General features: G+C 68.7%; 29 protein-coding genes, 1 tRNA gene and 1 other RNA gene. 22 read left to right on the forward strand and 9 right to left on the reverse strand.

Features of this window, described 5'->3' with window-relative positions:
• Positions 1–23: 23 nt before the first annotated feature.
• Positions 24–845: a siderophore-interacting protein gene (locus DEA06_RS02095; RefSeq protein ID WP_116646289.1), complete on the reverse strand. Its 822-nt coding sequence runs from the start codon at positions 843–845 to the stop codon at positions 24–26.
• Between the two features lie 155 nt (positions 846–1,000).
• Between DEA06_RS02095 and ssrA the strand changes: the two genes are divergently transcribed.
• Together ssrA and DEA06_RS16765 are read left to right on the forward strand one after the other, a co-directional pair.
• Positions 1,001–1,370, forward strand: a transfer-messenger RNA (tmRNA) gene (gene ssrA, locus DEA06_RS02100).
• Positions 1,371–1,824: 454 nt separating this feature from the next.
• Positions 1,825–2,067 (forward strand): hypothetical protein, encoded by a 243-nt coding sequence (locus DEA06_RS16765; protein WP_240606768.1) that lies wholly within the window; start codon positions 1,825–1,827, stop codon positions 2,065–2,067.
• Between the two features lie 57 nt (positions 2,068–2,124).
• Here DEA06_RS16765 and DEA06_RS02110 read toward each other — a convergent pair whose 3' ends face one another.
• Complete coding sequence (locus DEA06_RS02110; protein WP_165817899.1) at positions 2,125–2,979, reverse strand: MarR family transcriptional regulator; 855 nt, start codon at positions 2,977–2,979, stop codon at positions 2,125–2,127.
• 166 nt (positions 2,980–3,145) lie between these two features.
• On the opposite strand from DEA06_RS02110, the gene DEA06_RS02115 reads away from it, so the two are divergent.
• From DEA06_RS02115 to DEA06_RS02135, 5 genes are read left to right on the forward strand one after another with little or no spacing between them, the layout of a single operon-like run.
• Complete coding sequence (locus DEA06_RS02115) at positions 3,146–3,658, forward strand: hypothetical protein (protein WP_165817900.1); 513 nt, start codon at positions 3,146–3,148, stop codon at positions 3,656–3,658.
• Positions 3,658–4,029, forward strand: coding sequence for a hypothetical protein (locus DEA06_RS02120; RefSeq protein ID WP_116646293.1), 372 nt, complete (start codon positions 3,658–3,660; stop codon positions 4,027–4,029). The genes DEA06_RS02115 and DEA06_RS02120 overlap by 1 nt, the downstream gene beginning before the upstream one ends.
• A gap of 40 nt (positions 4,030–4,069) precedes the next feature.
• On the forward strand, positions 4,070–4,864 hold the full coding sequence (locus DEA06_RS02125; protein WP_116646294.1) for a CPBP family intramembrane glutamic endopeptidase: 795 nt from the start codon (positions 4,070–4,072) through the stop codon (positions 4,862–4,864).
• Positions 4,861–5,310 carry a hypothetical protein gene (locus tag DEA06_RS02130; RefSeq protein WP_116646295.1) on the forward strand — a complete coding sequence of 150 codons (450 nt, stop codon included), beginning with the start codon at positions 4,861–4,863 and terminating at the stop codon, positions 5,308–5,310. Before DEA06_RS02125 ends, DEA06_RS02130 begins: the two co-directional genes overlap by 4 nt.
• A gap of 10 nt (positions 5,311–5,320) precedes the next feature.
• Complete coding sequence (locus DEA06_RS02135) at positions 5,321–5,758, forward strand: VOC family protein (RefSeq protein WP_116646296.1); 438 nt, start codon at positions 5,321–5,323, stop codon at positions 5,756–5,758.
• A gap of 11 nt (positions 5,759–5,769) precedes the next feature.
• Here the strand turns inward: DEA06_RS02135 and DEA06_RS02140 are convergent, their stop codons facing one another.
• A complete protein-coding gene (locus tag DEA06_RS02140) occupies positions 5,770–6,159 on the reverse strand; it encodes a ribonuclease inhibitor (RefSeq protein ID WP_116646297.1) in 390 nt (129 codons plus the stop codon).
• Positions 6,160–6,420: 261 nt separating this feature from the next.
• Between DEA06_RS02140 and DEA06_RS02145 the strand changes: the two genes are divergently transcribed.
• The 4 genes from DEA06_RS02145 to DEA06_RS02160 all read left to right on the forward strand — a co-directional run bounded on the left by DEA06_RS02145 (position 6,421) and on the right by DEA06_RS02160 (position 9,466).
• Positions 6,421–7,077, forward strand: a complete 657-nt coding sequence (locus DEA06_RS02145; protein WP_116646298.1) for a SatD family protein — start codon at positions 6,421–6,423, stop codon at positions 7,075–7,077.
• A complete protein-coding gene (locus DEA06_RS02150; protein ID WP_116646299.1) occupies positions 7,074–7,865 on the forward strand; it encodes a hypothetical protein in 792 nt (263 codons plus the stop codon). The genes DEA06_RS02145 and DEA06_RS02150 overlap by 4 nt, the downstream gene beginning before the upstream one ends.
• Positions 7,866–7,924: 59 nt before the next feature.
• A complete protein-coding gene (locus tag DEA06_RS02155; protein WP_116646300.1) occupies positions 7,925–8,191 on the forward strand; it encodes a hypothetical protein in 267 nt (88 codons plus the stop codon).
• Between the two features lie 180 nt (positions 8,192–8,371).
• Positions 8,372–9,466 (forward strand): acyltransferase, encoded by a 1,095-nt coding sequence (locus DEA06_RS02160; protein WP_116646301.1) that lies wholly within the window; start codon positions 8,372–8,374, stop codon positions 9,464–9,466.
• Here the strand turns inward: DEA06_RS02160 and DEA06_RS02165 are convergent.
• Both DEA06_RS02165 and DEA06_RS02170 read right to left on the reverse strand, forming a co-directional pair.
• Positions 9,444–10,019: a hypothetical protein gene (locus DEA06_RS02165; RefSeq protein ID WP_240606769.1), complete on the reverse strand. Its 576-nt coding sequence runs from the start codon at positions 10,017–10,019 to the stop codon at positions 9,444–9,446. The two genes, DEA06_RS02160 and DEA06_RS02165, sit on opposite strands and share 23 nt — an antisense overlap.
• On the reverse strand, positions 10,016–10,825 hold the full coding sequence (locus tag DEA06_RS02170; RefSeq protein ID WP_240606770.1) for an inositol monophosphatase family protein: 810 nt from the start codon (positions 10,823–10,825) through the stop codon (positions 10,016–10,018). Before DEA06_RS02170 ends, DEA06_RS02165 begins: the two co-directional genes overlap by 4 nt.
• A gap of 126 nt (positions 10,826–10,951) precedes the next feature.
• On the opposite strand from DEA06_RS02170, the gene DEA06_RS02175 reads away from it, so the two are divergent.
• Positions 10,952–11,024 (forward strand) — tRNA-Lys (locus DEA06_RS02175).
• 166 nt (positions 11,025–11,190) lie between these two features.
• Here the strand turns inward: DEA06_RS02175 and DEA06_RS02180 are convergent.
• Genes DEA06_RS02180 through DEA06_RS02190 form a run of 3 tightly spaced genes read right to left on the reverse strand, consistent with a single transcriptional unit; the run spans position 11,191 to position 13,141 of the window.
• Positions 11,191–12,417, reverse strand: coding sequence for an MFS transporter (locus tag DEA06_RS02180; protein ID WP_116646302.1), 1,227 nt, complete (start codon positions 12,415–12,417; stop codon positions 11,191–11,193).
• Complete coding sequence (locus DEA06_RS02185; protein ID WP_116646303.1) at positions 12,414–12,845, reverse strand: MarR family transcriptional regulator; 432 nt, start codon at positions 12,843–12,845, stop codon at positions 12,414–12,416. Before DEA06_RS02185 ends, DEA06_RS02180 begins: the two co-directional genes overlap by 4 nt.
• 38 nt (positions 12,846–12,883) lie before the next feature.
• Positions 12,884–13,141 (reverse strand): hypothetical protein, encoded by a 258-nt coding sequence (locus DEA06_RS02190; protein WP_116646304.1) that lies wholly within the window; start codon positions 13,139–13,141, stop codon positions 12,884–12,886.
• A 114-nt stretch (positions 13,142–13,255) separates the two neighbouring features.
• Here DEA06_RS02190 and otsA point away from each other — a divergent pair, with 114 nt between their 5' ends.
• From otsA to serA, 10 genes are all read left to right on the forward strand, one after another.
• Entirely contained in the window at positions 13,256–14,671 is a 1,416-nt protein-coding gene (gene otsA, locus DEA06_RS02195) for an alpha,alpha-trehalose-phosphate synthase (UDP-forming) (protein ID WP_116646305.1), read from the forward strand.
• Positions 14,672–14,676: 5 nt separating this feature from the next.
• Positions 14,677–15,459, forward strand: a complete 783-nt coding sequence (gene otsB, locus DEA06_RS02200) for a trehalose-phosphatase (RefSeq protein ID WP_346427019.1) — start codon at positions 14,677–14,679, stop codon at positions 15,457–15,459.
• Positions 15,460–15,468: 9 nt separating this feature from the next.
• Positions 15,469–17,175 carry a dihydroxy-acid dehydratase gene (gene ilvD / locus DEA06_RS02205; protein ID WP_116646307.1) on the forward strand — a complete coding sequence of 569 codons (1,707 nt, stop codon included), beginning with the start codon at positions 15,469–15,471 and terminating at the stop codon, positions 17,173–17,175.
• 37 nt (positions 17,176–17,212) lie between these two features.
• Entirely contained in the window at positions 17,213–19,021 is a 1,809-nt protein-coding gene (locus DEA06_RS02210; RefSeq protein WP_116646308.1) for an acetolactate synthase large subunit, read from the forward strand.
• A gap of 11 nt (positions 19,022–19,032) precedes the next feature.
• Complete coding sequence (gene ilvN / locus DEA06_RS02215) at positions 19,033–19,542, forward strand: acetolactate synthase small subunit (protein ID WP_116646309.1); 510 nt, start codon at positions 19,033–19,035, stop codon at positions 19,540–19,542.
• 107 nt (positions 19,543–19,649) lie between these two features.
• A complete protein-coding gene (gene ilvC / locus DEA06_RS02220) occupies positions 19,650–20,675 on the forward strand; it encodes a ketol-acid reductoisomerase (RefSeq protein WP_116646310.1) in 1,026 nt (341 codons plus the stop codon).
• A gap of 100 nt (positions 20,676–20,775) precedes the next feature.
• Positions 20,776–21,393: a cyclodeaminase/cyclohydrolase family protein gene (locus tag DEA06_RS02225; protein ID WP_116646311.1), complete on the forward strand. Its 618-nt coding sequence runs from the start codon at positions 20,776–20,778 to the stop codon at positions 21,391–21,393.
• Positions 21,394–21,420: 27 nt separating this feature from the next.
• Positions 21,421–21,927: a DNA polymerase III subunit gamma/tau gene (locus DEA06_RS02230; protein WP_116646312.1), complete on the forward strand. Its 507-nt coding sequence runs from the start codon at positions 21,421–21,423 to the stop codon at positions 21,925–21,927.
• The gene (locus DEA06_RS02235) at positions 21,924–22,271 is read left to right on the forward strand and encodes a bacitracin resistance protein (protein ID WP_116646313.1); all 348 of its coding nucleotides are present in this window, start codon (positions 21,924–21,926) and stop codon (positions 22,269–22,271) included. The genes DEA06_RS02230 and DEA06_RS02235 overlap by 4 nt, the downstream gene beginning before the upstream one ends.
• A 154-nt stretch (positions 22,272–22,425) precedes the next feature.
• Positions 22,426–24,030, forward strand: a complete 1,605-nt coding sequence (gene serA, locus DEA06_RS02240) for a phosphoglycerate dehydrogenase (protein WP_116646314.1) — start codon at positions 22,426–22,428, stop codon at positions 24,028–24,030.
• A gap of 42 nt (positions 24,031–24,072) precedes the next feature.
• On the opposite strand, the gene DEA06_RS02245 is transcribed toward serA, so the two are convergent.
• Positions 24,073–24,633 carry a TetR/AcrR family transcriptional regulator gene (locus tag DEA06_RS02245; protein ID WP_116646315.1) on the reverse strand — a complete coding sequence of 187 codons (561 nt, stop codon included), beginning with the start codon at positions 24,631–24,633 and terminating at the stop codon, positions 24,073–24,075.
• Positions 24,634–24,672 lie beyond the last annotated feature (39 nt).

Here is a 24,672-nt window from a genome sequence, read left to right on the forward strand (position 1 = left end):
CGCGCGGTGCGTCGGTCGGAGAGTCAGGCGGGGAAGATCTGCCCCACGGGCAGGCGCTTCTCAGCCTGGAACGCGTCTTCGGTGCGGCCGGCCGCCCAGTACGCCGAGAGCGACAGGTCGGAGCGCTCGACGCCTCGCTCGACGAGGATCGGACGCAGGGCCTTCATCGCCCCTCGCTCACCATGCGCGAAGACCTGCACGCGACCCGCGGGCCAGTCGAGCGCGGCCACCGCGTCGACGAGACGCGCGCCCGGAGCATCGTGATCTTCGTCGATCCAGGTCACCTTTGCGGGAGAGGCGGGCAGCTCGGCGCGATGCTCGGCCGACCGGGCCTCGAGCAGCACGGTGACCTGAGCATCATCGTGCAGCGACTCGAGCGCGGCGGAGATCGCGGGAATCGCCGATTCGTCGCCGATGAGCAGGATGCTGTCGACCTCCGGGTCGGGGGAGAAACCCCCGCCGGGGGCGGACATCGTGAGTTCGTCGCCGGGCTGCGCGTTCGCCGCCCAGGGGCCTGCGACTCCGGTGTCACCGTGCACGACGAAGTCGATCTCCATCACGCCACGGTCGAGGTCGACGCGGCGGATCGTGTAAGTGCGGACCGTGGGCAGCTCGTCGAAAGCGACCTCGTCGCGCAGAGCCGCGAGGTCGTACGGCGGGCGCAGAGCGCTGCCGGCCGGGGGGAAGAACAGCTTCGCGTACGCATCGGTCTCGGGGCGGTCGGGGAAATCGACCAGCTCCGCACCTCCGAGCACCACCCGCACCAGTCCGGGCGTGAGCCGGATCGTCTCGACCACCTGGAGGGTGGTCTGCGTGGGGGCGGGTCGACGAGAAGGTGAGGGCACCCTTACATCGTACGGGGCGGTCCGAGGGGCGAGCTGGTCCGCGGAGCCGGGAATGCGCCGAGGCGAGAACCGTTATAGTCTGTAGGGCTCGGGTGCTTCGGCAGCCGGGTTGGCAACTCCACAGTGTGACAGCGGTCCCTCCGACGGAGGACCACGGGGATGATCGGTTTCGACATCGCTTGTGATTCTGCGTGAAGCGGGCCGAGGATGCAGGGTTATCTCGTTAACGATCTCTGCAAAACAATAAGTGCCGAAACCAAGCGCACTGACTTCGCCCTCGCTGCATAAGCGAGCCCGATAGTCCGTCGGACCGTAGGTGTTCCCGCTACGGATCCCGGCGTCATTTAGGGGATTAGCTGCGTGACGGCGCCTCGACGTCACGCGGGACTCTTCCGGGGCTGGGCTCGTCGACTTAGGTGTCTGTGACAAAGGTCGGAGCCGAGCAGAACGTCTGCACAGACTGCGCCCGGAGAAACCGCACTTTCCCAGTGATGGACGGGGGTTCGATTCCCCCCATCTCCACTGCACCGCTGTCACCAGATGAAGGCCTTCGATCCCGTGGAAACACAAGGATCGGGGGCCTTCGTCGTTCATGAGAGCCGTCGCGCTCCCGTTCAGGTCTCGCGCGTGCGGCCCGCTTGTACCCGGGGCGGAAAAACATGCGCGCGATGGGGTCGGCGGCTCGCCGTTAGATTTGTGACGGCGTGACCGCTGGGGTGGCGCGGGCCGGCGGCTCAGGCCCCGGCGATGCTCGGACGAGAGCGGGGCGCACGTGGGGTTCTCGCCGATCGGGCTGTTGGTTGCGATCTTGGTTTTCGCGCCCAGCCTCCTGCTGTTGTGGCTGCCGCCGCGGGATGGGTTGCCATCAGCTCGACTGCCGGTGCCTCTCACGGTCACGGAGCGTGCGGGGCAGGCGTTGTGTCTCACCGTTCCCGCAATCACCGAGGCGGGCCCTCCCCGATGGCTGTGGATGGTAGCGGTGAGCGCCGGCCTGATCGCGTACTACACGCTCTGGGCGCGGTACCTCGTGCAGGGGCGTCGAAGCGTGGCGTTGTATGGTCGCGTCTGGAAGGTGCCTGTTCCGATGGCGATCCTGCCTGTGGTCGTGTTCCTCGCCACAGGCGCGTGGTTGGAAAACCCCTGGATCAGTGCATCAGCGCTCGTGCTCGCGGCGGGCCATATCCCGGCCTCCCTCATCCTGGCCCGAGCGGTTGCGCCCTGAAGGGGAGCGCCAGCGCACTTGCGCGCCGTCGAGTTTGCGCGCCGTCGAGGTCAGGATTCAGCCGCCCGCGTTCGCGGGCAGGCCGGCCGGTGCGGCCTCGTCCACGGGCTGGTGCCAGTTCGCGACTTCGGCGAACAGGTTCGCCAGGCTCTCTCGTTGACGTTCGATCCCGTCCATGACCGCCTGGACGGCGTGTACGCCATCCGCGGTGGCCTCGAGCACGACGGCGCGACGGTCTTCGGGCACGGCGCCTCGGCGGCGCGACACGAACCCCTTCGCGCAGAGCTGGTCGACGATATAGGCCACGCCCGCCCGCGACACCCCGAGGGCGGGAGAGAGGTCGTTCGGCCGGACGCCGCCCTGCGACACGATCTGCACGAGCGCCGCCCGTTGGCGAGCGGCCAGCTGTCCCTCGGTCGCCGTACCGGGCATCGTGTTCACGAGCGCGACACCCGCCTCGCAGACGCGTCGGAGGAGATCCACCGCGTCGGCGGGTTCGCGGGGGAGCGGCGAGGTCGAGGCGGGGTGCAGCCCCTCGCTGATCTCGTGTGCGATGTTGGCGCTCGCTCGGAAGAAGCCGTCTAGAGAGGTGCGCAGAACGTCCGCTCGCCGCTCGCCGCGGTCGGTGAGGACGACCTCGACGGCGCGCTTGTCGGCCTGCGACGGTCGGGTCGTGACCAATTCGTCCGACCGTAAGCGGACGACCATGCGCGAGATAGCGCGTCGGTCCAGTCCGCTGCTGTCGGCGAGGCGCCGGGTGGTCACGGATCGTGCTCGCAAAAGCTCGGCGATCGCGAGGATGTCCTCGATCTCGGCCCACCTGGTGCCGAAGGCGTCGTCGAAGAGGTGGGTCAACTCGTCGCTGAATCTCCCCAACAGATCCATCGCCCGGTTCCGTGCGCTCGCATCCATGATCGTCCCCCTCCGACTCATTGAAGCAGGCGAACTGTGGTGCAACCCGCGCGAGGAGTCAAGCCCGGAAAGTTTGCTCAGGATTGTCCTGATTTCCATTAGCCTCGGTTCACGACCACATGTCCGGCCATCCGGGTCGGCCGTCGATTGGATGGGAAGCACGCGGATGTCGAGAGAAGAACATGCCCGTGAGGGCGCACAGGCAGTAATTCCAGACGATGAGGTGCTCGATGTCGCCGTGGTCATGCCTCGAGGCTCGACCTTCGCCGGGGTGCTCGGCGCGGCAGCCGGAGTCGCCGGTGGTGGGAGCAACACCACGGCGTGGGGCGTGGCGGGCGGCATGATCGGCGAGAGGGTCAACGCCGCCTCGAAGGGCAGCTATCCCTCCCTCGTCTTGGCGCTTTCGCCGAAGCGCCTGTACGTCCTCGGTCGCACGAGCACCGGATTGGTCGGCGGCTGGAAGCATCTGCACCCCGTCGCTCACATCGAGCGCGAACACCTCGAGGTCACAAAGCATCGGCGAGGCACTGTTCTGGTCATCGGTCTGACCGACACGACGACGGGGACGACGCTCGAGGTCGAAGCGCAGAACATCGGGGGTCTCGGCTTGAAGGATCTGCTCGGCGAGGTCGAGGCCGACGGATCGACGGCCGTCGACGCGGATGGAGAGAAGTCATGATGGCCGGTCAGCGCCCCGGTGGCGTCGTCCTCATCGCCGTGCTGGCGTGGATCGGAGCGGCGGCGCAGATCATTTCCGGGATCCTCGTCTTGACGCGCGTGCTGAGCCCGAACGGCGTCGGCACGGAAGCGGCGTGGATCGCGATCGTGGTCGGACTGGTCTCCTTCGTCGTCACCTTCTTCCTCTTCAGCGGAAGCAACGTCGCGCGCATCCTGGTCACCATCTCGTTCGTCCTGTCGTTGCTCACGGCGATCTTCGCTCTGGCGGCGAACCCGGCGAACCTCGTCGCGCCGATCATCTCGGGTCTGGTCGCCCTTGTCGGCATCGCGCTGCTCTACACGAAGCGGGCGAACGAGTTCTTCCGGCACTGATCGCCGACTCGCCTTCCACCGCACTCTCAGAGAGATTCGCATGACCCTCCACTCGACAGATCGATACCGAGTCCACCCCCGCGTGTGGATCGGGCTCGTCGTCTATCTCGTCTACGTCGCCGTCGTCTTCGGCGTCCAGCAGGCCACGGGGATTGCCTACACAGACCTCGGCGACAGCGGCAGCAACCTGTTCCTCGGCGCCGGGCTCTCGCTCATCGTCGGTGCGATCCTCCTCGCGATCACCACGACGCTGCTCGGGTGGTGGCGCCCGGCGCTTCGAGACCGGCATCGTGCGGCTCACAGGTGGCCGATCATCGCGCCGGTCATCATGGCGGTGGCCCTCGTCGCCAATCTCGCCTCGACGGACTGGGGCTCGTACGACGCCGCATTCTTCGCAGCATCCGTGGTTCTGCTGCTCGTCGGTTTCACGGAGGAGCTCACCACGCGGGGTCTGCTGCTCGTGGGTCTGCGCAGCCGACTCTCCGAGGCGTGGGTGTGGTTTCTCACGTCGGCCCTGTTCGGGCTCATGCACCTCGTCAACGCGTTCAGCGGTCAGGATTCCGTGTCGACGCTGCGGCAGGTCATCTTCGCCTTCGGAGCCGGCACGATCTTCTACATCCTCCGGCGCGTGACGGGCAGCCTGCTCTGGGCCATGGTTCTGCACGGCCTGTGGGACTTCTCGACGTTCGGCGTCGGGCGCGGCACCCCGGGGCCGCTGGCGGCCCTCAGCGGTGTGCTCGAGATCGCAGCGATCGTCATCGCCCTCGTCGCTGTCGCCTTCGTGATCCGCGGGGCGGACGAACGGATCCTCCGGGCGCCTACGCTCGGCACATGAGTCTTATCCGCACCCTCGCTCGCTGGCTGCTGGGGGCGGGTCTGGTCTTCGCCGGCGTCGGTCACCTCACCTTCGCTCGTCAGTCGTTCGTCGCGCAGGTGCCGTCATGGCTTCCGTTGCCCGTCGACCTCGTGGTCGTCGCGTCGGGTGTCGTGGAGATCGTCCTGGGTCTCGCGGTGGCGCTGCTGTCGCGGTGGCGCGTGCCGATCGGGTGGATCGTGGCGGCGTTCTTCGTCGCCGTCTTCCCCGGCAACATCGAGCAGTTCGTGCGCGGCACCGACGCGTTCGGGCTCGACACCGATCTCGCGCGCGGTATCCGGCTGGTCTTCCAGCCGCTGCTCGTCATCTGGGCGCTCTGGTCGACCGGGGCGTGGAAGGCGTGGCGAGATGGCCGGCGTGTCAGGGCGCAGCATCCGCCCCTTCGCCCCGGCGGCGAGACTCGGTAGCATCCGCTGCATGGGCATCGCATGGGAGAACGTGGGGATCGCCGTTCGCGACCTCGACGCGACGATCGCTTTCTTCACCGACCTCGGGCTCGCTGTCGTCGGCCGCGACACGGTGAGCGGTGAGTGGGCGGATACGGCTGTCGGGCTCGACGGCAACCACGTGCGCATCGCGATGCTGCAGACACCCGACGGCCTCGGACGCCTCGAGCTCTTCGAATACATCCATCCCGAAGCGATCGAGACGGACCCCACCCTCCCGAATGAGATCGGTATGCACCGGGTCGCGTTCTCGGTGGACGACATCGACGAGTCGCTCGCCATCGCCGCGCAGCACGGCTGCTACCCACTGCGAGGCGTCGCCAACTATCAGGACGTCTACAAGCTCACGTATCTGCGGGGGCCGAGCGGCATCATCGTGATGCTCGCCCAGGATCTCACCAAGAGCTGACGTCGTCGCCGTCAGTCGAGCACGAGGTCGATGCCGGGATGGTGGGCGAAGATCTCGAGGATGATGTCGAAGTAGGTCTGGCCGGTGCCCGTCTCGAGCTGCGCGAGAAGCTCGCTGAAGTGCTCCCGCGAGTACGTCTCGGGATGGCGGAGCTTCTCTCGGTAGTACGCGGCGGTGGTCTCGCGCCCGAGCGCTTCGCGGCTGACGGCATGATCCGACCAGACCACCCGAACCGCGTCGTCGCCCTGGAGCGCGCCGTATCCGCCGTAGAGCAGATCGTCGAGCGCGTCGAGGCTGGGGCCGAGTTTCCAGTCTTCGCCCGTCATGAACAGGCGGTTGAGCTCGTCGTAGAACGAGGGGATGCTGCGCGCCACCGCCCCGCGGATCGTGAACGTGGCCATGTGTCCATCCTGCCCAGGAGGGCGCCGCCCTCCCGACCGTATTCAGGATGAACGCGGTGCGAGTCCCCGGCCGAGCCCGAAAAGACGGGGGTCACGACGCTCGCCCGATCGGTTCATCCTGAGTACGGTCATTAGGCGGTCCGAGAGGGCGGCGCGGAAGAGCGAATGATCAGCCGGTCGTGCGCGAGGAAGACGGGTGCCACCTGGCGGCGTATTAGACCATCTCTTATACTTCCGAAGAATCAGCTATATGCTTATGGCATGCAGTTCGCCGTGATCGCTGACATCGTCGGCTCGAGGAAGCTGGCCGACCGCGGTCGTGCGCAGCTGACGATCGAGGATGCGGTGCGCGAGGTCGAGGAGTTCGCCCCGGCCGTGCGCGCACTGGTTCCCACCGTGGGCGATGAGTTCCAGGGCGTGTACGCCGATCTCGCCACGGCCCTGCTCGCGCTCTCGCTGCTGCAGCTGCGTCTTCCGATCGATGCCGAGCTGCGGTTCGGGATCGGCGCCGGCGACGTGCGCGCCGTCACTTCCCGCGCCGATCACGCGATCGAGGACGGCCCCGGGTGGTGGGCTGCGCGCCGGGCGATCGAGACGGTGCACCGGTGGGAGGAGTCGAGGGTTCCTCGCGCGCGCACGTGGATCGCGAGCGGTGACGCGGAATCCGTGGAGACGACCGCGTATCTCTCGTCGGTGAACGCCTACCTCGTCACGAAAGATCACATCGTCGGGGGCATGGGGGAGAGGGCGCGCCGCCTGACCTACGGCACCTGGCTCGGCCGCTCGCAAGAGTCGCTCGCGGCGGATGAGGGGATCACCCAGTCGGCCGTCTCGCAGGCCCTCGCGCGCGCGGGCTCGTCGGCGCTGTCGCTCGGACTCCAGGAACTGACCTCGAACCTCCCGGAGGCACTGCGATGATCACGGCCGGCCTTCTTCTCCTCACCGTCGGCGTCGCCGATCTCGCGCGACAGTTCCTCGGCCGCGGCTCTCGCTCCGCCCGCATCGGCGCCAGCGTCGCCGTGGTGCTTCTCGGCGCGGTGCTGGGCACCGCCGTCGTCGCGTGGCCTCTGGCGATCGTTTTCGCGGTGATCGCCCTGGCCTGGTTGGCGCTCATGCCGAGCACGAAAGATGCGGCGATAGCGAGCTTCTGGCCCGTCATCGGTCTTGCGGTCGCGGTTGTCGCGTTGGTCGTGTGGGCTCCCGGAGTCGCCGAGGGCTGGATGGAGGTGGATGCAGCGGGGCCGGCCGCGTTCGGCAAGGCCGTGCTCGCGCTCGGGGTCGCGTGCTTCCTGCTCGAGTCGGCCAACATCGTCGTGCGGGTCGCTCTCCAGAGCGAGCGCTCCGACGCCGCGGACGTCGTCGCGACGGCTCCCGTCGTCCGGCGGGGGCTCATGGCGCGGCTACGTCGCCCGGCGCCGCCCGAGCCGGCCGTTCCGACCAAGCAACTGCGCGGGGGCCGTCTCATCGGACCCCTCGAGCGCTTGTTCGTCGTCGGCTTGATCTTCACGAGCGCCGTCGCCCTGCTGGCCGCTTTCATCGCCGCCAAGGGAATCGTGCGCTTCCCCGAGATCCAGAAAGACAACGCCGGCGGCACGCAGGCCGAGTACTTCCTCGTCGGCAGCATGGCGAGCTGGGCCATCGCACTGGCCGCGGCGGGCCTGCTGTGGGCCGTGGGCGCCACTCCCGAGGATCTTCGTATCAGTTGACAGCTGATATTCACGGGTTATCAGCGTGAGGCTGATAGTCGCACCAGAAAGGTCGTGCCATGTCCGATCCGCGTCGTGACCGTCTCAGCGTCGGCGGGCTCTCCATCGCGCCCAGCGCCGCCCCGGAGAAGTGGGAGGTGCGAGCGCAGCTCGATGGTGCGGCCGTCGAGGCGCACTGGGGGGAGTGGGTTCGCCTGGCCCGCCGCATCCTCGACACCGACGCCCTCTCGCGCGACCGGGAGGCTCGCGGAGACGCGTGGGATCAGGGCCACGCGGCGGGCGCCGATCCGGAGGCCGCGAGCGAGGCTGTGAACCCCTACCGCTGAGCTGCACGCCCTCGGAGGAGGGGGAGCGAGCGCGGCTGCGGGTCGACGGTGACCGCGCTGTGTGTGAACTATGGGAAAATTGTGAGTGACCGTCCCCCCGGTCGTTCTTCTTCGCGTGTCGTCGCCGCCGCGCTCCATCCGACGTGTGGCCCCGCTGTGGCTGCAACAGGAACGAGACGCATGATCTTCTCCGCGCGCCGCGAACTCTGGGCCGACAGCGCCCGGGGGCTCGCGATCCTCGCCGTGGTGCTCGGCCATGTCTTCCTCAAGGAGGGGCCGGAGGCCACCTGGACGATGTGGGGCCCGGCGCAGAGCGCATGGATCGACCTGCGTGACCTTCTGCTCCCGGTGCGCATGCCCTTGTTCTTCCTCATCGCCGGCTACTTCGCCGCGAGTGCCATCGCGCGACCCTGGGGCACGGTGCTGCGCACCCGCACGCTGAGCCTGTACTACCTGTACGCCGTGTGGCTGCTGGCGCAGACCGTGTTCTTCCTGATGGTCCCTCACGCCGGCACGGCGGCCGCCTCGACCGTGCGCGAGCTCGCCGCGCAGCTGACGTACGCTCCGAACAACCTCTGGTTCCTCGTCGCTCTCGCCGCGTACTTCACCATCGCGAAGGCCGGCGCGCGCATCGCCCCGGTGGCCCTCGCCGGCGCGGCGTGGGTGTCGTGGACGGCCTTCACCGACCGCCTGCCCGACGTCTTCGACCGCACGCCGATGCCGGAGTACCTGGTGTTCTTCCTGCTCGGCGCCTACGCGCCGGGTCTGCTGCGCAGCATCCGTGGCAGCGCCCCGCTCGTGCTCGCGGGCGCGCTCGGCCTCATGGCCGGTGTGAACGCGATGCACGAGGCCGAGAGTCGGATGCTGTGGACCACCTACCTGCTGCTGTCGACCGTGGCCGGGGTCACGGCGGTGGTGTCACTGCTGAAGCTCATGGAGGCGCAGGGGCTGCTTCCCCGATCGACCGTGTGGGTCGGCCGTCGCACCCTGCCGATCTACGTGGTGCAGCTGCCTCTGGCGATCGCTGTCGACGCTCTGATCGGACTGCTCCCGCGGGAGATCGCTCAAGCGGTCTTCGGCAATCCGCTCGTGTCGTCGGTGTATCCGATCGCGGTCACCGTGGTCGTCGTAGCCACCGCCCTGGCTCTGTACCGTGTGGTGCACCGAGTGGCTCCGTGGATGTACCGAGCGCCGTGGCTGCACCGGGCACCGGGAGCGCGCAGGCCCACCCAGCTGCCCGGATCCGCCCTGCTCAGCTCGCCGGGCGCTCGATGAGCAGCAGGCCCTGCTTCGTGTCGGAGATCGTGACCCATCCGTCGCCGAAGAGATAGGTGATGCCGTACCCCTCGTCGTCGGTCGCGATGGCCGTGTCGGTGCTCTCGGTGATGTACAGGCCGTCGGCGCTCTCTTCGCTGCGCCATCCACCCGACAGCAGCTCGTTCTTCGCCGTGGAGGCGGCTGCGTCGGTGATCGGAGCCCAGCCGTAGATCTGCACGTGATCGGTCGCGACCGAATAGTCGCCCCAGGTGCACTGGATGCCGTCGGCGAGCTCGACACCGCCGGCGTAGAAGGGTCCTTCCTGGGAGGTCCAGCCGAGCTCCTCGAAGTCGGCGACGGTCGATGCGGGGAGGAGCGACGCGCACGTCGCTTCGGCATCCGACGTCGCGCTCACGCTCGGTTCGGGCGAGGCCACGGGGGGAGCGCTCGACGCACTCGAGGGCGGAGGGGTGGTCGGAGTGGCTGCGGGAGCCGCGACGCACGCCGCGAGTGCAACGGAGGCAGCCCCCAGCGAGAGCGTTGCGAGGATGCTGCGCCGGAGGGCGGTCACGAAGCGGCGTCCGATCCGTCGGCGTGGATCAGGTCGAGGAAGTCCGCGTGCAGGACGCCGTTCGTCGCGAGCGACGACCGCGCCGAGAGGGTGTCCTCTCCGTCGAAGGAGGTGAATCTCCCGCCGGCCTCGTGGACCACCGGAACGAGCGCGGCGAGGTCGTACTCCTTCACGCCGAACTCGGCGACGAACTCGAGGCGCCCTTCGGCGAGCCACATGTAGGGCAGGGCATCGCCGTAGCCGCGGTCGCGCCAGACGGCGCGCGAGAGCCGCAGCAACGCGGGGAGCTTGCCCGCCGCATCCCACTGCTCGATGCTCTGGAAGCTGACGCTCGCCTTCTCGACCGTGTCGACCGTCGAGACGTGGATGCGTCGGCTGTCGCCCTCCGGGGTGTTCGTCCATGCTCCGCCGCCCTCAGCGGCCCACCAGCGGCGTCCGAGCGACGGTGCGCTCACGACACCCACCCGGGGCACGCCGTCGACGGCAAGGGCGATGAGCGTCGCCCACACGGGAATGCCCTTGAGGTAGTTCGAGGTGCCGTCGATGGGATCGATGATCCATTGACGGGTCGCACTGCCCGAGACGCCGAACTCTTCGCCGAACACCCCGTCGTCCGGACGCTCCGCGGACAACAGGTCTCGGATGACGCGCTCGGTCGCGAGGTCTGCCTCGGTGACCGCGGAATCGTCTGCTTTGGTCTGCACGTCGAGGTCGGCCGCGTCGAAGCGGCTCATCGACACCGCGTCGGCGGCATCCGCGATCCGGAGGGCCAGAAAGAGGTCGTCTGCGAAGGTACTGCCGGGCACGGGGGAAGAAACCTCGGTGGGGGACACAGGCTCCACGATACCGGCGAGCCGACCTCGATTCGCGGGGAGCGGTAAGGACTGGTAATGTAAACCCTCGGTTCGCCGGGCTCCACCCCGGCGCTCCACGCACCTCTAGCTCAATCGGCAGAGCAACTGACTCTTAATCAGTGGGTTCTCGGTTCAAGTCCGAGGGGGTGCACGGATCAGCCTCGGAAACTCTCGCCAGTTTCCGGGGCTTTTTCGCTTTTCCGGGCCCGTGGTGGCGCGGGGCCTGCCCCCTGGATCACTGCGAAAAGGCTCCGATCCACCTCGGAATGCCGCAGCAGGAGGTGGACCGGAGCCCTTGTGTGGTGATCGGGTGAGCGTCAGGCGGCGTCGCCGACGAGGATGGCGGCGCCCTCCTCCGCAGCATCCGCTTCGCGTTCGTCGATCCGTGCCAGAGCGCGGCGCCCGATGAGCAGGGTGACGACGGCGAGGGCGACGGATGCGGCGGCGAACCAGTACGGCACGCTGACGGTGAATGCGTGCCACAAGAGGGCTGCGAGCGGGGGAGCGGCGGCTCCTCCGAGGAAGCGCACGGCCGAGTACGCCGAGCTGGCGACCGAGCGGGGGAGGTCGGTCGCCTCCATCACCGACTCGGTGAGGACCGTGTTCATGAGGCCGAGCAAGAGGCCGCCCACGATGATGCAGGTCACGAGCGCGGCGGGCGAGCCGGCGACGAATCCCGCGACGACGAGGTCGACGGCGAGAAGCGGCAGCACGATCAGCATCGCGGTCGTGCGGCGCATCGTGCGCAGGAGAAGCGGGGCGACCCAGACGCTGGTGATCGCGAGGGCCACGCCCCACCCGAAGAACGTGAAGCCGATCCCCATGGCGCCGAAGCCCAGCGGGAACGGTGAGAAGGCCAACAGCACGAAGAAGGCGATGTTGTAGAACAGCGCCGTGACCGCCAGCACGGCGAGAGGCGGTTGCCGCAGTGCCCGGATCGGTGCCGACAGGCGCGTCGGTGTGGGCGTGGGCTCCTTGCCGCGGAGCAGAAGCAGCACGGCGATGAACGCGATGGCCATGAGGGCGACGACACCGAAGAACGGTCCGCGCCAGCTGACCTCGCCGAGGAGACCGCCCAGGAGGGGTCCGATCGCGATGCCCAGCCCGAGGGCTGCCTCGTACAGGATGATCGCCGCGGCGCTGCCACCGCTCGCCGAGCCGACGATCGTCGCGAGCGCCGTCGAGATGAACAGCGCATTGCCCAAGCCCCAGCCGGCCCGGAACCCGATCACCGCGTCGACGCTGCCGCTCACCGCGCACAGGAGGGCGAAGACGACGATGAGGGCGAGCCCCACGAGCAGGGTGCGCTTCGCGCCGATACGGCTCGACACCCAGCTCGTGACGAGCATCGCGAGCCCGGTGACGAGGAGGTAGCTCGTGAAGAGCAGCTCGGTCTCGACGGGGCTCGCCTGGAGCGATTCTGCGATCGCCGGGAGGATCGGATCGACGAGACCGATCCCCATGAACGCGACGACGCAGGCGAATGCGACAGCCCAGACCTGGGCGGGCTGGCGCCAGACACTCGTGGCGGAGGCACCGCTCATCGCACGGCCTCCGTCATCGCGGTCTTGCGTGAGATGAGATCCGCCGTCCGTCGGACCGCCTCCCAGTCGTCGTCGTCGAGGTCGGAGAAGAAGGGCAGGAGCGCGTCCTGCAGCCGTACGAGCCACGTGTCGAGCGCGGCGTCGCCGGCCTCGGTCACGGAGACGACGGATGCGCGGGAGTCCGCAGCATCCGGTGCCCGTTCGAGGAACCCTGCCTCGACCATCTGGCCCACCAGGCGGGTCATCCCGGGCTGCGAGATGCGGCTGAGCACCGCGAGCTCGCCCACCCGCAGCGGACCCTGGTCGCGAAGGAGCTTGAGGGTGCGCCACTGCGCCGACGGGGTCTCGTTGTCGAGCGTGAGCGCCGCCATGCGGGTGAGTGCGTTCGCGGCGATGATCAGCCGCTGGATGTCTTCTGCACGCGTCATGCAAGAAGCATAACGCGGATATATACCCTAGGTATGGGTTAGCGCTTCACGCGTTCCTTGAGAAGGCGCTTCTGCTCGCCCTTCGACAGCGGCGAGTCGCCCGCGATGAGCTTGCCGCGGGACGAGCGGCGGGTATCGACGACAGCGCCGATCGCCAGGGCGAGGGTGATTCCCCAGCTCAGCCAACCCAGCGCCGTCCGCCACGTGAACGGCTCGTTGCTGCGCAGGCTCCGAAGGAGCGTGAGGCCGCTCGTGATGGCGCTCAGGAGACCGGTTCCGAAGATGTACTTGCGCATGCCTCACACGCTACCGGGGCCGGCAGCGTACCCGACGCAGGCTTGACAGGCACCCGCCGGGGCCGTCCGCCGCCCGCTGTTAGCCTGGGATTCCGCCCAGCGAGGAGAATTTCCGTGACCAAGGCCGATTTCGTCGTCGTCGCAAACCGACTTCCCGTCGATCGGTCGGGTGATGACGAGCCGTGGCGCCGGTCGCCCGGAGGTCTCGTCACCGCTCTCGAGCCGGTGATGCGCAAGGCCGACGGCGCCTGGGTCGGGTGGGCCGGGCAGCCCGACGTCGAGTTGGAGCCCTTCGAGTTCGAGGGATCGCACCTCGTGCCGGTCATGCTGACCGCCGAAGATATCGAGAACTACTACGAGGGCTTCTCGAACGACACGATCTGGCCGCTGTACCACGACGTGATCGCGGCGCCCCGATACCGGCGGCAGTGGTGGGACGCCTACGTGCGGGTGAACCGGCGCTTCGCCGAGGCTGCAGCCGCCGCGGCCGACGAGAACGCGATCGTGTGGGTGCAGGACTACCAGCTGCAGCTCGTGCCACGGATGCTGCGCGAAGCGCGCCCCGATCTCACCATCGGGTACTTCCACCACATCCCGTTCCCCGCCTATGGCCTGTACTCGCAGTTGCCGTGGCGTCGGCAAGTGCTCGAGGGTCTGCTCGGTGCCGATGTCATCGGCTTCCAGAGGGTGGCCGATGCGGGCAACTTCGCCCGTGCCGTCCGCCGTCAGCTCCGGTATGAGACGAAGGCGTCGGGCATCACGGTGCCCGACGGTCAGGGCGGCACACGACGGGCTCTCGCGAAGGCGTTCCCGATCTCGATCGACGCCGATTCGTACATCGAACTCGCCCAGCGGCCCGAGATCCAGGCGCGTGCGGCCGAGATCCGCGAGAGTCTCGGAAACCCGAAGAAGATCCTTCTCGGGGTCGACCGCCTCGATTACACCAAGGGCATCCGGCACCGCCTGAAGGCTTTCGGAGAGCTGCTCGAAGACGGGCGCGTGTCGGTCGACGACGTGACGCTCGTGCAGGTCGCGAGCCCGAGCCGCGAGCGGGTCGAGGCGTACGTGCAGCTGCGCGACGAGATCGAGCTGGCGGTCGGCCGCGTCAACGGCGACTACGACACCATGGGCCACACCGCCATCCGATACCTGCACCAGGCGTATCCCCGCGAGGAGATGGTCGCGCTGTACCTCGCCGCCGACGTGATGCTCGTCACGGCGTTGCGCGACGGGATGAACCTCGTCGCGAAGGAGTACGTCGCCAGCCGCGTCGACAACCGCGGGGTGCTCGTGCTGAGCGAGTTCGCGGGTGCCGCCGACGAGCTCGGCAGCGCGATCCACATCAACCCGCACGACATCGGCGGGCTGAAGGACGCCATCATGCGCGCCATCGAGATGCCCGCCGCCGAGCAGGGGCGGCGCATGAGAGCGCTGCGGCGCCGCGTGCGCGAGCACGACGTCGAAGACTGGTCGCGCGAGTTCCTCGAGGCGCTGTCGGTCTTCCACGGACCCGGATCGGTGGTGGAGTGATGACCATGCCGAACTCCGACGCGCTGCTCGACGCCCTCGCGGCGACGCCCCGTCTGCTCGTCGCCCTCGACTTCGACGGCACGATCTCGCCGCACGCCGATGACCCGATGCAGTCGCGGATGCTGCCCGCCGCCCGCACGGCACTGCAGTCGCTGGCCGCGCTGCCCGACACGACGGTCGCGCTCGTCTCCGGTCGCAGTCTGTCCGACCTCCGCGTCATCGCGGAGCACGGCGACGACTCGCCGTGGCTGCTCGCCGGGTCGCACGGTGCGGAGTACTGGCGCCCCGGGGAGGGGATGATCGAGCCGCAGGAGGAGTCGGACGACGTCCGCCTCCGCGACCGGCTGTTCGCCGAGGCTCAAGCGGCGGTCGCCGATCATCCGGGCGTCTGGATCGAGCCGAAGACCTTCGGCTTCGCGGTTCACACCCGGATGGTGAAGGATGATGCGTCGCGGACGGCGGCGAACGATGCCGTCGACGCGATCGTGGCGGCCGAGGCCCCGTCATGGCGTCGCCGGACGGGCCAGAACATCGTCGAGTTCGCCTTCCGCCACGAGGGCAAAGACACGGCGGTCGCTGCGCTGCGGGAGCAGACGGCATCGACGGCCGTGCTCTTCGCGGGGGACGACGTCACCGACGAAGACGCGCTGCGCAGTCTCTCGGACGGCGATCTCGGCGTGCACGTGGGCACCAAGGAAACGGCCGCGACCGTGTCGGTCTCCGACATCCCCGCATTCGCCGCGCTGCTGGACGACCTGGCGCGTCGGCGAGCCGCGCGCCCGGAATAGACTGCCGATATGGCCCACCCCGACAACTCCATCGACATCAAACCCCGCAGCCGCGTGGTGACCGACGGCATCGAAGCCACCACGTCGCGCGGAATGCTCCGTGCCGTGGGCATGGGCGACGCCGACTGGGACAAGCCCCAGATCGGCATCGCGTCGAGCTGGAACGAGATCACCCCCTGCAACCTGAGCCTCGACCGGCTCGCCCAGGGCGCCAAGGAAGGCGTCCACGCCGGGGGCGGCTACCCGCTCCAGTTCGGAACCATCTCGGTCTCGGACGGCATCTCGATGGGCCACGAGGGCATGCACTTCTCGCTCGTCTCCCGCGAGGTCATCGCCGATTCGGTCGAGACCGTGATGATGGCCGAGCGCCTCGACGGGTCGGTGCTGCTCGCCGGCTGCGACAAGTCGATCCCCGGCATGCTCATGGCCAGCGCCCGTCTCGACCTCTCGAGCGTCTTCCTCTACGCGGGCTCCATCGCCCCGGGTTGGGTGAAGCTCAGCGACGGCACCGAGAAGGACGTCACGATCATCGACTCGTTCGAGGCGGTCGGTGCGTGTCTGGCGGGCAAGATGAGCGAAGCGGACCTCAAGCGCATCGAGTGCGCGATCGCTCCGGGCGAAGGCGCCTGCGGCGGCATGTACACCGCCAACACGATGGCCTCGGTGGCCGAGGCGCTCGGTCTGAGCCTCCCCGGATCGGCCGCCCCGCCGTCGGCCGACCGTCGCCGCGACTACTTCGCGCACCGATCGGGCGAGGCAGTCGTCAACCTGCTGCGCCAGGGGATCACCACGCGCGACATCCTGACGAAGGAAGCCTTCGAGAACGCGATCGCCCTGGCGATGGCGCTCGGCGGATCGACGAACGTCGTGCTCCACCTCCTCGCGATCGCGAACGAGGCCGAGGTCGAGCTCTCGCTCCACGACTTCAACCGCATCGGCGACAAGACGCCCCATGTGGCCGACATGAAGCCGTTCGGCAAGTACGTCATGAACGACGTCGACCGGCATGGCGGCATCCCCGTGATCATGAAGGCGATGCTCGACGAGGGCCTGCTGCACGGCGACGCGCTGACGGTGACGGGTAAGACGCTCGCCGAGAACCTGCGCGATCTCGACCCCGACCCGATCGACGGCACCGTCATCCACACGTTCGACAACCCGATCCACGAGAGCGGCGGGATCACGATCCTGCACGGCTCGATCGCGCCCGAGGGCGCGGTCGTGAAGTCGGCCGGGTTCGACGCGGACGTGTTCGAAGGACCCGCTCGCGTCTTCGAGCGCGAGCGCGGCGCGATGGACGCGCTGGAGGCCGGCGAGATCCACGCCGGCGACGTCGTGGTCATCCGCTACGAGGGCCCCAAGGGCGGCCCCGGCATGCGCGAGATGCTCGCCATCACCGCCGCCATCAAGGGGGCCGGGCTCGGCAAGGATGTACTACTCTTGACGGACGGACGATTCTCAGGCGGCACAACCGGCCTGTGCATCGGCCACATAGCACCCGAAGCGGTGGACGCTGGTCCCATCGCCTTCGTGCGCGATGGTGATCTGATACGGGTCGATATCGCGGCTCGCACTCTCGACCTACTCGTCGACGAGACCGAGCTGAGCTCCCGCCGCTCTGGCTGGGAGCCGCTTCCCCCGCGCTATACCCGTGGCGTCCTGGCCAAGTACTCGAAGCTCGTGCAGTCCGCCGCCCGCGGCGCCGTCACGGGCTGACGGCCCGCCCCCCATCACCGCTCCAAGGAGCTTCACCATGTCTGCCGACTCAACCACGGCCGTACCCCGGCCACCCGCCCGCTCCGCCGCAGCCGCCGCGCCGATCATGACGGGCGCGCAGGCCGTCGTCCGATCGCTCGAGCTGCTCGGCGTCACCGACGTGTTCGGTCTGCCCGGCGGCGCCATCCTGCCCGTCTACGACCCGCTCATGGACACGTCCGAGATCCGCCACATCCTCGTGCGTCACGAGCAGGGCGCCGGTCACGCCGCCGAGGGCTACGCCTCAGCATCCGGCCGCATCGGTGTCGCGATCGCGACGTCCGGTCCGGGTGCGACGAACCTCGTCACCGCGATCGCCGACGCCTACATGGACTCGGTGCCGATCGTCTGCATCACCGGGCAGGTGTTCTCGACCCTGATGGGTACCGACGCCTTCCAGGAGGCCGACATCGTCGGCATCACGATGCCGATCACCAAACACTCGATCCTGGTGAAGGATGCGTCCGAGATCCCGGGCGCGATCGCGTCGGCCTTCGAGATCGCCGGCACCGGCCGCCCCGGACCGGTGCTCGTCGACATCACGAAAGACGCCCAGCAGGCTGAGGCGCCGTTCGTCTGGCCGCCGAAGATCGACCTTCCGGGCTACCGTCCCGTGACCAAGGCGCACGGAAAGCAGATCCAGGCCGCGGCCCAGCTGCTCGCCACCGCCAAGAAGCCCGTCCTGTACGTGGGCGGCGGCGTGATCCGCTCCCGCGCGTCGGCGGAACTGCTCGCTCTCGCCGAGGCCACGGGTGCGCCCGTCGTCACGACCCTGATGGCGCGCGGGGCGTTCCCCGACTCCCACCCGCAGCAGCTCGGCATGCCCGGCATGCACGGAACGGTTCCCGCGGTGCTCGCGCTGCAGGAGGCCGACCTGCTCGTCTCGCTCGGTGCGCGGTTCGATGACCGCGTGACAGGCAAGGCCGCGCTCTTCGCACCCCACGCCCAGGTCGTGCACGTCGACATCGACCCCGCCGAGATCGGCAAGATCCGCGCCGCGGAGGTGCCCATCGTGGGTGACCTCAAAGACGTGCTGGTCGACCTCGAGGCCGCGTACCGTGCGGTCGCCGGTGACACGAAGCCCGACACCGAGGAATGGTGGTCGTTCCTCGATGGGCTGCGGGCGGAGTTCCCGCTCGGGTACGCACCGACGACCGACGGCCTCCTCGCCCCGCAGCACGTGATCCAGCGCATCGGCGAGCTGACCGGACCCGAGGGCATCTTCGCCTCGGGCGTCGGACAGCACCAGATGTGGTCGGCGCAGTTCATCAAGTACGAGCGGCCCAACTCCTGGCTCAACTCCGGCGGGGCCGGAACGATGGGCTACTCCGTGCCGGCGGCGATGGGCGCGAAGGTCGCCGAACCCGACCGCGTGGTGTGGGCGATCGACGGCGACGGATGCTTCCAGATGACCAATCAGGAGCTCGCCACCTGCACGATCAACAACATCCCGATCAAGGTCGCGATCATCAACAACTCGTCGCTCGGCATGGTGCGCCAGTGGCAGACGCTGTTCTATGACGGCCGCTACTCGAACACCGACCTGAACACCGGTCACGGCAGCGTGCGCATCCCCGACTTCCTCAAGCTCGCCGAGGCCTATGGCTGCCTGGCCATCCGCGTCGAGCGTGAAGACGAGGTGGATGCGGCGATCAAGCTCGCCCTCGAGACGAACGATCGTCCGGTCGTGATCGACTTCGTCGTGAGCGCCGACTCCATGGTGTGGCCGATGGTGCCGCAGGGCGTCAGCAACAGCTACGTCCAATACGCCCGCGAACACGCTCCGGCGTTCGACCAGGAAGACTGAGGGGGATCGTCATGGCAAGACACGTGCTGAGCCTCCTCGTCGAGGACAAGCCGGGCCTGCTCACCCGCGTGGCGGGGCTGTTCGCCCGTCGCGGGTTCAACATCGAGTCGCTCGCGGTGGGTGTGACCGAGGTCGACGGCCTCTCACGCATCACCGTCGTCGTCGACGTCGAAGGGCTCCCGCTCGAGCAGGTGACGAAGCAGCTGAACAAGCTGATCAACGTCATCAAGATCGTCGAGCTCGACCCCGCAGCATCCGTGCAGCGCGAGCACATGCTCGTGAAGGTGCGGGCCGACAACGCCACCCGTTCGAACGTGCTCGAGGTCGTCGCGCTCTTCCGCGCCTCGGTCGTCGACTACGCCCCCGACGCGATCGTGGCCGAGATCACCGGCGACCACGGCAAGGTCGAGGCCTTCCTGCGCGCGCTCGAACCGTTCGGCATCAAGGAGCAGGCCCAGTCCGGGCTCCTCGCCATCGGTCGCGGAGGCAAGAGCATCACCGAACGCGTGCTGCGCGGCTGACCCATCGCACACCGTTCGGACCCTTCGACACGCTCAGGGGCCGAACTCCCAGAACCCGGTCCCTGAGCTTGTCGAAGGGACCACACCTCACAAGGAGAAACACCGAAATGGCAGAGATCTTCTACGACGACGACGCCGACCTGTCGCTCATCCAGAGCAAGAAGGTCGCGGTCGTCGGCTACGGCTCGCAGGGCCACGCCCACGCGCAGAACCTGCGCGACTCGGGCGTCGACGTCGTCATCGCCCTCAAGGACGGCTCGAAGTCCGCTCCGAAGGCCCAGGAGGACGGCTTCGAGGTCAAGTCGGTCGCCGATGCGGCCGAGTGGGCCGACCTGATCATGATCCTCGCGCCCGACCAGCACCAGCGGTCGATCTTCAGCGAGTCGATCAAAGACAAGCTGACCCCGGGTAAGACCCTCGCGTTCGCGCACGGGTTCAACATCCGCTTCGGCTACATCGACGCGCCCGAGGGCGTCGACGTCATCCTCGTCGCACCGAAGGCGCCCGGTCACACCGTGCGCCGCGAGTTCGTCGCCGGCCGCGGCATCCCCGACATCATCGCCGTCGAGAACGACGCGTCGGGCCAGGCGTGGGACACCGCCAAGTCGTACGCGAAGGCGATCGGCGGCACCCGTGCCGGCGTCATCAAGACCACCTTCACCGAAGAGACCGAGACCGACCTCTTCGGCGAGCAGGCCGTTCTCTGCGGCGGTGTGTCGCAGCTCGTCCAGTACGGGTTCGAGACCCTCAGCGAGGCCGGCTACCAGCCCGAGATCGCGTACTTCGAGGTGCTCCACGAGCTCAAGCTCATCGTCGACCTCATGTGGGAGGGCGGCATCGCCAAGCAGCGCTGGTCGGTCTCCGACACGGCCGAGTACGGCGACTACGTCTCGGGCCCCCGCGTGATCGACGCGCACGTCAAGGAGAACATGCAGGCCGTTCTCGCCGACATCCAGTCGGGTGCGTTCGCGAAGCGCTTCATTGACGACCAGGACGCCGGAGCCCCCGAGTTCCTCGCCCTGCGCGAGAAGGCCGCCGGGCACCCGATCGAGGCCACGGGCAAGGAGCTGCGTTCGCTCTTCGCCTGGAAGCAGACCGACACCGACTACACCGAGGGGTCTGCTGCGCGCTGACCCCGCCGGTCGACCACGAGACCCGTTCCCACCGGCGAGACCCCGACATTGTGTCGGGGTCTCGCTGCGGGGGACGGGTCTCGCCGTTTAGGGTGGCCGGATGAACGCCGACGGAGACGTACCCACCTCGATCGCGCTCGACACCTGGCTGGCGAAGCTCGCCGAGCCCACCGGGGCTCCGGGCGGCGGATCGGCCGCCGGGGTGATGATGGGGCTCGCCGCGGCGCTCCTGCACATGGTGTGCGGCTACACGCCCGACGAGCCGGCTGCCGTCGCCGCGGGCGGTCGCGTCGGCGAGCTGCGCGAGAGAGCCCTGCGCGCGGCGAACGAAGACGGCATCCGCTCCCGCGCGCTCGGTGCCGCCCTGGCCTCCCGCGATCCCGCCCGCAGCATCCCGTTGCATCGTGAAGCCGTCGCGGCGTCGCTGTCGTCGGCCGAGCTCGCCGAGGTCGGCATCGCCCTCGCCGCGGAGCTGCGGACGGTCGCAGACGTCGGCAACCCGAGCGTGGTCGCCGACACGGGCGTGGCCGCCGAGGCGCTGGCCGCCGGGCTCGGCGCGGCGCTGATCAACCTCCACGCGAACGTCCGTCTGGCGCGCAAGCATGCCACCGAGGGCGACGACGACGCACCGCTCGTCGGCGTCGACGAGGTCGGCGAGCGAGGCGGGCGGGTGCGGGACGAGATCGACGCCATCCGCGTGGCGGTATCGGGCACCTGACGCGACCCCGCGCATTACGCTGGGGGAGTGACCACCCGCCGCGACGATGACGCCCTGAGCTGGGACGGAGACGACGACCCCACGCTCGACGTCGGCGCCGACACGTCCCGCGCGACGATCGACGAGCCGGTCCCGGATGCTGCGCCCGCCGCTGTCGAGCAACGACCCGCGCGAGCAGCGGCCGAACCCGAGCCGGCGGACCTCGTCGAGCGCGAGCCCGAGCAGGCCGCCGAACCGGCCGCCATGGGCAATGCCGCGCTCGTATCGATCGGTCTGATCGCGGGCGCCTACATCTTCTTCGCCATCGGGTGGGTCATCGCGGGGCTCCGGCTCCAGGCGGTCTCGGGACTCCTCGTCGACCCCGTGATGTACGCCGCGGGAACCTGGGGCGCCACCCTGGCAGGACCGATCTGGTTCCTCACCGCGTTCGTGCTGACCCGCCGGTCGCGTACCTGGGTGCGCTTCGTCGCCCTTCTCGTCGGGCTCGTGCTCGTCGTGCCGTGGCCTTTCCTGCAGACGGGAGTCGGCGTATGACCGCTGTCGAAGAGTCTCCGACCACGCGGCGGAACCCCACGTGGATGGTGGTGGCCATCGCGGGCGGATTCGGTCTCTTCTACGCGTACATCGTGTGGAACTCCGTCGGGCTGCTGGTGTCGCAGGCGACCGGGCCTCTGGGGATCAACGCCGCGGGGTGGGCGCTGCTGCTCTCGGCAGCTGTCTTCCCGCTCCTCGCCTTCGGGGCCGCGTTCGCCGTCGGTTACCGCCGCCGGGCCGGGCAGTTCGCGCTCGTCCTCCTGACGGGGCTCGGTCTCTCGGCGGTGTTCTGGTTCAACGTCTTGGCCTACGCGGCGACGAAGGGTGCGGAGCTGCTGGGCTGAGTCACTCCGCCTCTGGCGACCGCACGTGAGCGGCCCGTCACACGATCGGGCGTGGGTGTCGGGCCGCGATAGGCTGGCCCAACCCGTGCCCTCGGTCGTGTGACCGTCGGTCCGCCGCATCCACCGCTCTCGCGTACCGCCGAAGGATCTGTCTGTGACGAAGCCCGTCGTCCTCATCGCCGAAGAACTCTCTCCCGCCACGGTCGAGGCCCTCGGGCCCGACTTCGACGTCCGCAACGTCGACGGCACCGACCGCCCCGCGCTTCTCGCCGCTCTGGCCGATGCGCACGCGATCCTGGTGCGCTCCGCGACGAAGGTCGACGCCGAGGCTCTCGCCGCGGCGCCGAAGCTGAAGGTCGTCGCCCGAGCCGGCGTCGGACTCGACAACGTCGACATCAAGGCGGCGACCACCGCCGGCGTCATGGTCGTCAACGCCCCGACCTCGAACATCATCTCGGCGGCAGAGCTGACGGTCGGCCACATCCTGAGCCTTGCCCGTCACATTCCCGCGGCCCACGCCTCGCTCGCGGCAGGAGCCTGGAAGCGCAGCTCGTTCACGGGCACGGAGCTGTACGAGAAGACGGTCGGCATCATCGGGCTTGGCCGCATCGGTGCGCTCATCGCCGCGCGTCTTCAGGCGTTCGACGTGCGCGTCGTCGCCTACGACCCCTACGTCACCAGTGCCCGCGCGCAGCAGCTGGACGTCGAGCTGCTGAGCCTCGACGATCTGCTCGACCAGAGCGATTTCGTCTCCATCCACATGCCGAAGACGGCCGAGACGACCGGCATGATCAGCACCGAGCAGCTGCGTCGCATGAAGCCGACCGCCTACGTCGTGAACGTCGCGCGCGGTGGTCTCATCGACGAGGAGGCGCTGTTCGACGCTCTGACGACGGGCGAGATCGCCGGCGCGGGCCTCGACGTCTTCACCACCGAACCTCCCGTCGCGGGCGGCACCGCGGCGCGTCTGCTCGACCTGCCGAACGTCGTGGTGACGCCCCACCTCGGAGCGTCGACCGACGAGGCCCAGGAGAAGGCGGGCGTGTCGGTCGCCAAGTCGGTCAAGCTCGCGCTCGAGGGCGACCTCGTGCCCGACGCGGTGAACGTCGCCGGCGGCGTCATCGACCCGTTCGTGCGCCCCGGCATCGCTCTGGTCGAGTCGCTCGGACAGTTCTTCACCGGCCTCGCGCAGGGCGCGCTGACGAACCTCGAGATCGAGGTGCGCGGCGAGCTCGCCGGCTACGACGTGAGCGTCTACCGTCTCGCAGCTCTCAAGGGGATCCTCACGAACATCGTGAGTGAGACCGTCTCCTACGTGAACGCGCCGCTGTTCGCAGAGCAGCGCGGCATCGAGACCCGTCTGGTCGTCGAGGCCGAGAGCCCGCTCTACCGCAACCTCACGACCCTGCGCGGCACGCTGTCCGACGGCTCTGTGCTCACCGTGTCGGGCACGCTCGCCGGTACCCGCATGGTGCCGAAGATCGTCGGGATCAACGGTTACGAGATCGAGGTGCCGATCGAGCGCCACCACGTGGTGATGCGCTACGCCGACCGCCCGGGGATCGTCGCGATCTACGCTCGCGCGCTCGGCGACGTCGACATCAACATCGAAGGACTCCAGGTCGCCCACGCCGACGCCGGCGGGCGCGCCCTCTCGGTGCTCACCGTCGACTCGCCCGTGCCCGACGAGCTGCTCGCCGAGATGGGCGAGGCCGTGGGTGCCGACCTGTTCCGTCAGATCGAGATCACCGAGGCCTGAGCCCCGCGCTGCGCACGCAGCATCCGACCCTCGGCGTCGTCGCTACGGTGCGGCGGCGTCGGGGATGGTGGATGCTTCGACCAGCCGGATCAGCGCGGCGATGTCGTCGGCGTCGAGCTGCGGTCCGGGCACCGATCCGACCGTGAGCGCGTTGTTGAAGTAGAGGCCGTCGCTCACCAGCAGGATCAACTGCAGCGCGGTCTCATCCTTCGCCAGAGGCCGGAGGGCCTCCTCCCAGAGCACTCGAACGCGCCGCAGCGCCTCGACGGCGGGAGCGCTGCCGTTCTGCGCCAGTCGTGAGACGGCCACGATCGCCTGGTCGAGCACCGATCCGGTGTGGATCGACGTGCGCATGAATGCGGCCACCGGGCCTTCGGGGGCGCGCTTGATCTCTTCGATGTCGTCGACAGCGAGCGCCTCCATGCGCTCCATGAGCCCGGCCTCGAGGGCCTCTTTCGACCCGAAGTGATACAGCAGTCCGCCCTTGGAGACCCCGGCTTCGCGCGCCGTGGCGTCCATGGTGGCCGCTCGCTCGCCGTCGTCGGCGAGGATGCGGGCGAATGCGTCGAGCACGCTTTCGCGGGCACGGGGTGGGCGGCTCATAGGTCCGATCGTATCGAGGGGAGGCGGGCGATCCTCTGA

The sequence above is a fragment of the Microbacterium sp. Gd 4-13 genome (assembly GCF_003095395.1).
Lineage (GTDB): Bacteria > Actinomycetota > Actinomycetes > Actinomycetales > Microbacteriaceae > Microbacterium.

Bases quoted from the DNA above. Each gene is read 5' to 3' on its own strand.
- DEA06_RS02115 (WP_165817900.1), top strand. From the start codon at position 3,146: ATGTCGAGAGAAGAACATGCCCGTGAGGGCGCACAGGCAGTAATTCCA.
- DEA06_RS02190 (WP_116646304.1), bottom strand. From the start codon at position 13,141: ATGCGCAAGTACATCTTCGGAACCGGTCTCCTGAGCGCCATCACGAGC.
- DEA06_RS02145 (WP_116646298.1), top strand. From the start codon at position 6,421: ATGCAGTTCGCCGTGATCGCTGACATCGTCGGCTCGAGGAAGCTGGCC.
- ilvN (WP_116646309.1), top strand. From the start codon at position 19,033: ATGGCAAGACACGTGCTGAGCCTCCTCGTCGAGGACAAGCCGGGCCTG.
- DEA06_RS02110 (WP_165817899.1), bottom strand. From the start codon at position 2,979: ATGGATGCGAGCGCACGGAACCGGGCGATGGATCTGTTGGGGAGATTC.
- ilvC (WP_116646310.1), top strand. From the start codon at position 19,650: ATGGCAGAGATCTTCTACGACGACGACGCCGACCTGTCGCTCATCCAG.
- DEA06_RS02235 (WP_116646313.1), top strand. From the start codon at position 21,924: ATGACCGCTGTCGAAGAGTCTCCGACCACGCGGCGGAACCCCACGTGG.
- DEA06_RS02180 (WP_116646302.1), bottom strand. From the start codon at position 12,417: ATGAGCGGTGCCTCCGCCACGAGTGTCTGGCGCCAGCCCGCCCAGGTC.
- DEA06_RS02130 (WP_116646295.1), top strand. From the start codon at position 4,861: ATGAGTCTTATCCGCACCCTCGCTCGCTGGCTGCTGGGGGCGGGTCTG.
- otsB (WP_346427019.1), top strand. From the start codon at position 14,677: ATGCCGAACTCCGACGCGCTGCTCGACGCCCTCGCGGCGACGCCCCGT.
- DEA06_RS02245 (WP_116646315.1), bottom strand. From the start codon at position 24,633: ATGAGCCGCCCACCCCGTGCCCGCGAAAGCGTGCTCGACGCATTCGCC.
- DEA06_RS02150 (WP_116646299.1), top strand. From the start codon at position 7,074: ATGATCACGGCCGGCCTTCTTCTCCTCACCGTCGGCGTCGCCGATCTC.
- DEA06_RS02160 (WP_116646301.1), top strand. From the start codon at position 8,372: ATGATCTTCTCCGCGCGCCGCGAACTCTGGGCCGACAGCGCCCGGGGG.
- DEA06_RS02155 (WP_116646300.1), top strand. From the start codon at position 7,925: ATGTCCGATCCGCGTCGTGACCGTCTCAGCGTCGGCGGGCTCTCCATC.
- ilvD (WP_116646307.1), top strand. From the start codon at position 15,469: ATGGCCCACCCCGACAACTCCATCGACATCAAACCCCGCAGCCGCGTG.
- DEA06_RS02120 (WP_116646293.1), top strand. From the start codon at position 3,658: ATGGCCGGTCAGCGCCCCGGTGGCGTCGTCCTCATCGCCGTGCTGGCG.
- DEA06_RS02225 (WP_116646311.1), top strand. From the start codon at position 20,776: ATGAACGCCGACGGAGACGTACCCACCTCGATCGCGCTCGACACCTGG.
- DEA06_RS02125 (WP_116646294.1), top strand. From the start codon at position 4,070: ATGACCCTCCACTCGACAGATCGATACCGAGTCCACCCCCGCGTGTGG.
- DEA06_RS02135 (WP_116646296.1), top strand. From the start codon at position 5,321: ATGGGCATCGCATGGGAGAACGTGGGGATCGCCGTTCGCGACCTCGAC.
- DEA06_RS02210 (WP_116646308.1), top strand. From the start codon at position 17,213: ATGTCTGCCGACTCAACCACGGCCGTACCCCGGCCACCCGCCCGCTCC.
- DEA06_RS02185 (WP_116646303.1), bottom strand. From the start codon at position 12,845: ATGACGCGTGCAGAAGACATCCAGCGGCTGATCATCGCCGCGAACGCA.
- DEA06_RS02140 (WP_116646297.1), bottom strand. From the start codon at position 6,159: ATGGCCACGTTCACGATCCGCGGGGCGGTGGCGCGCAGCATCCCCTCG.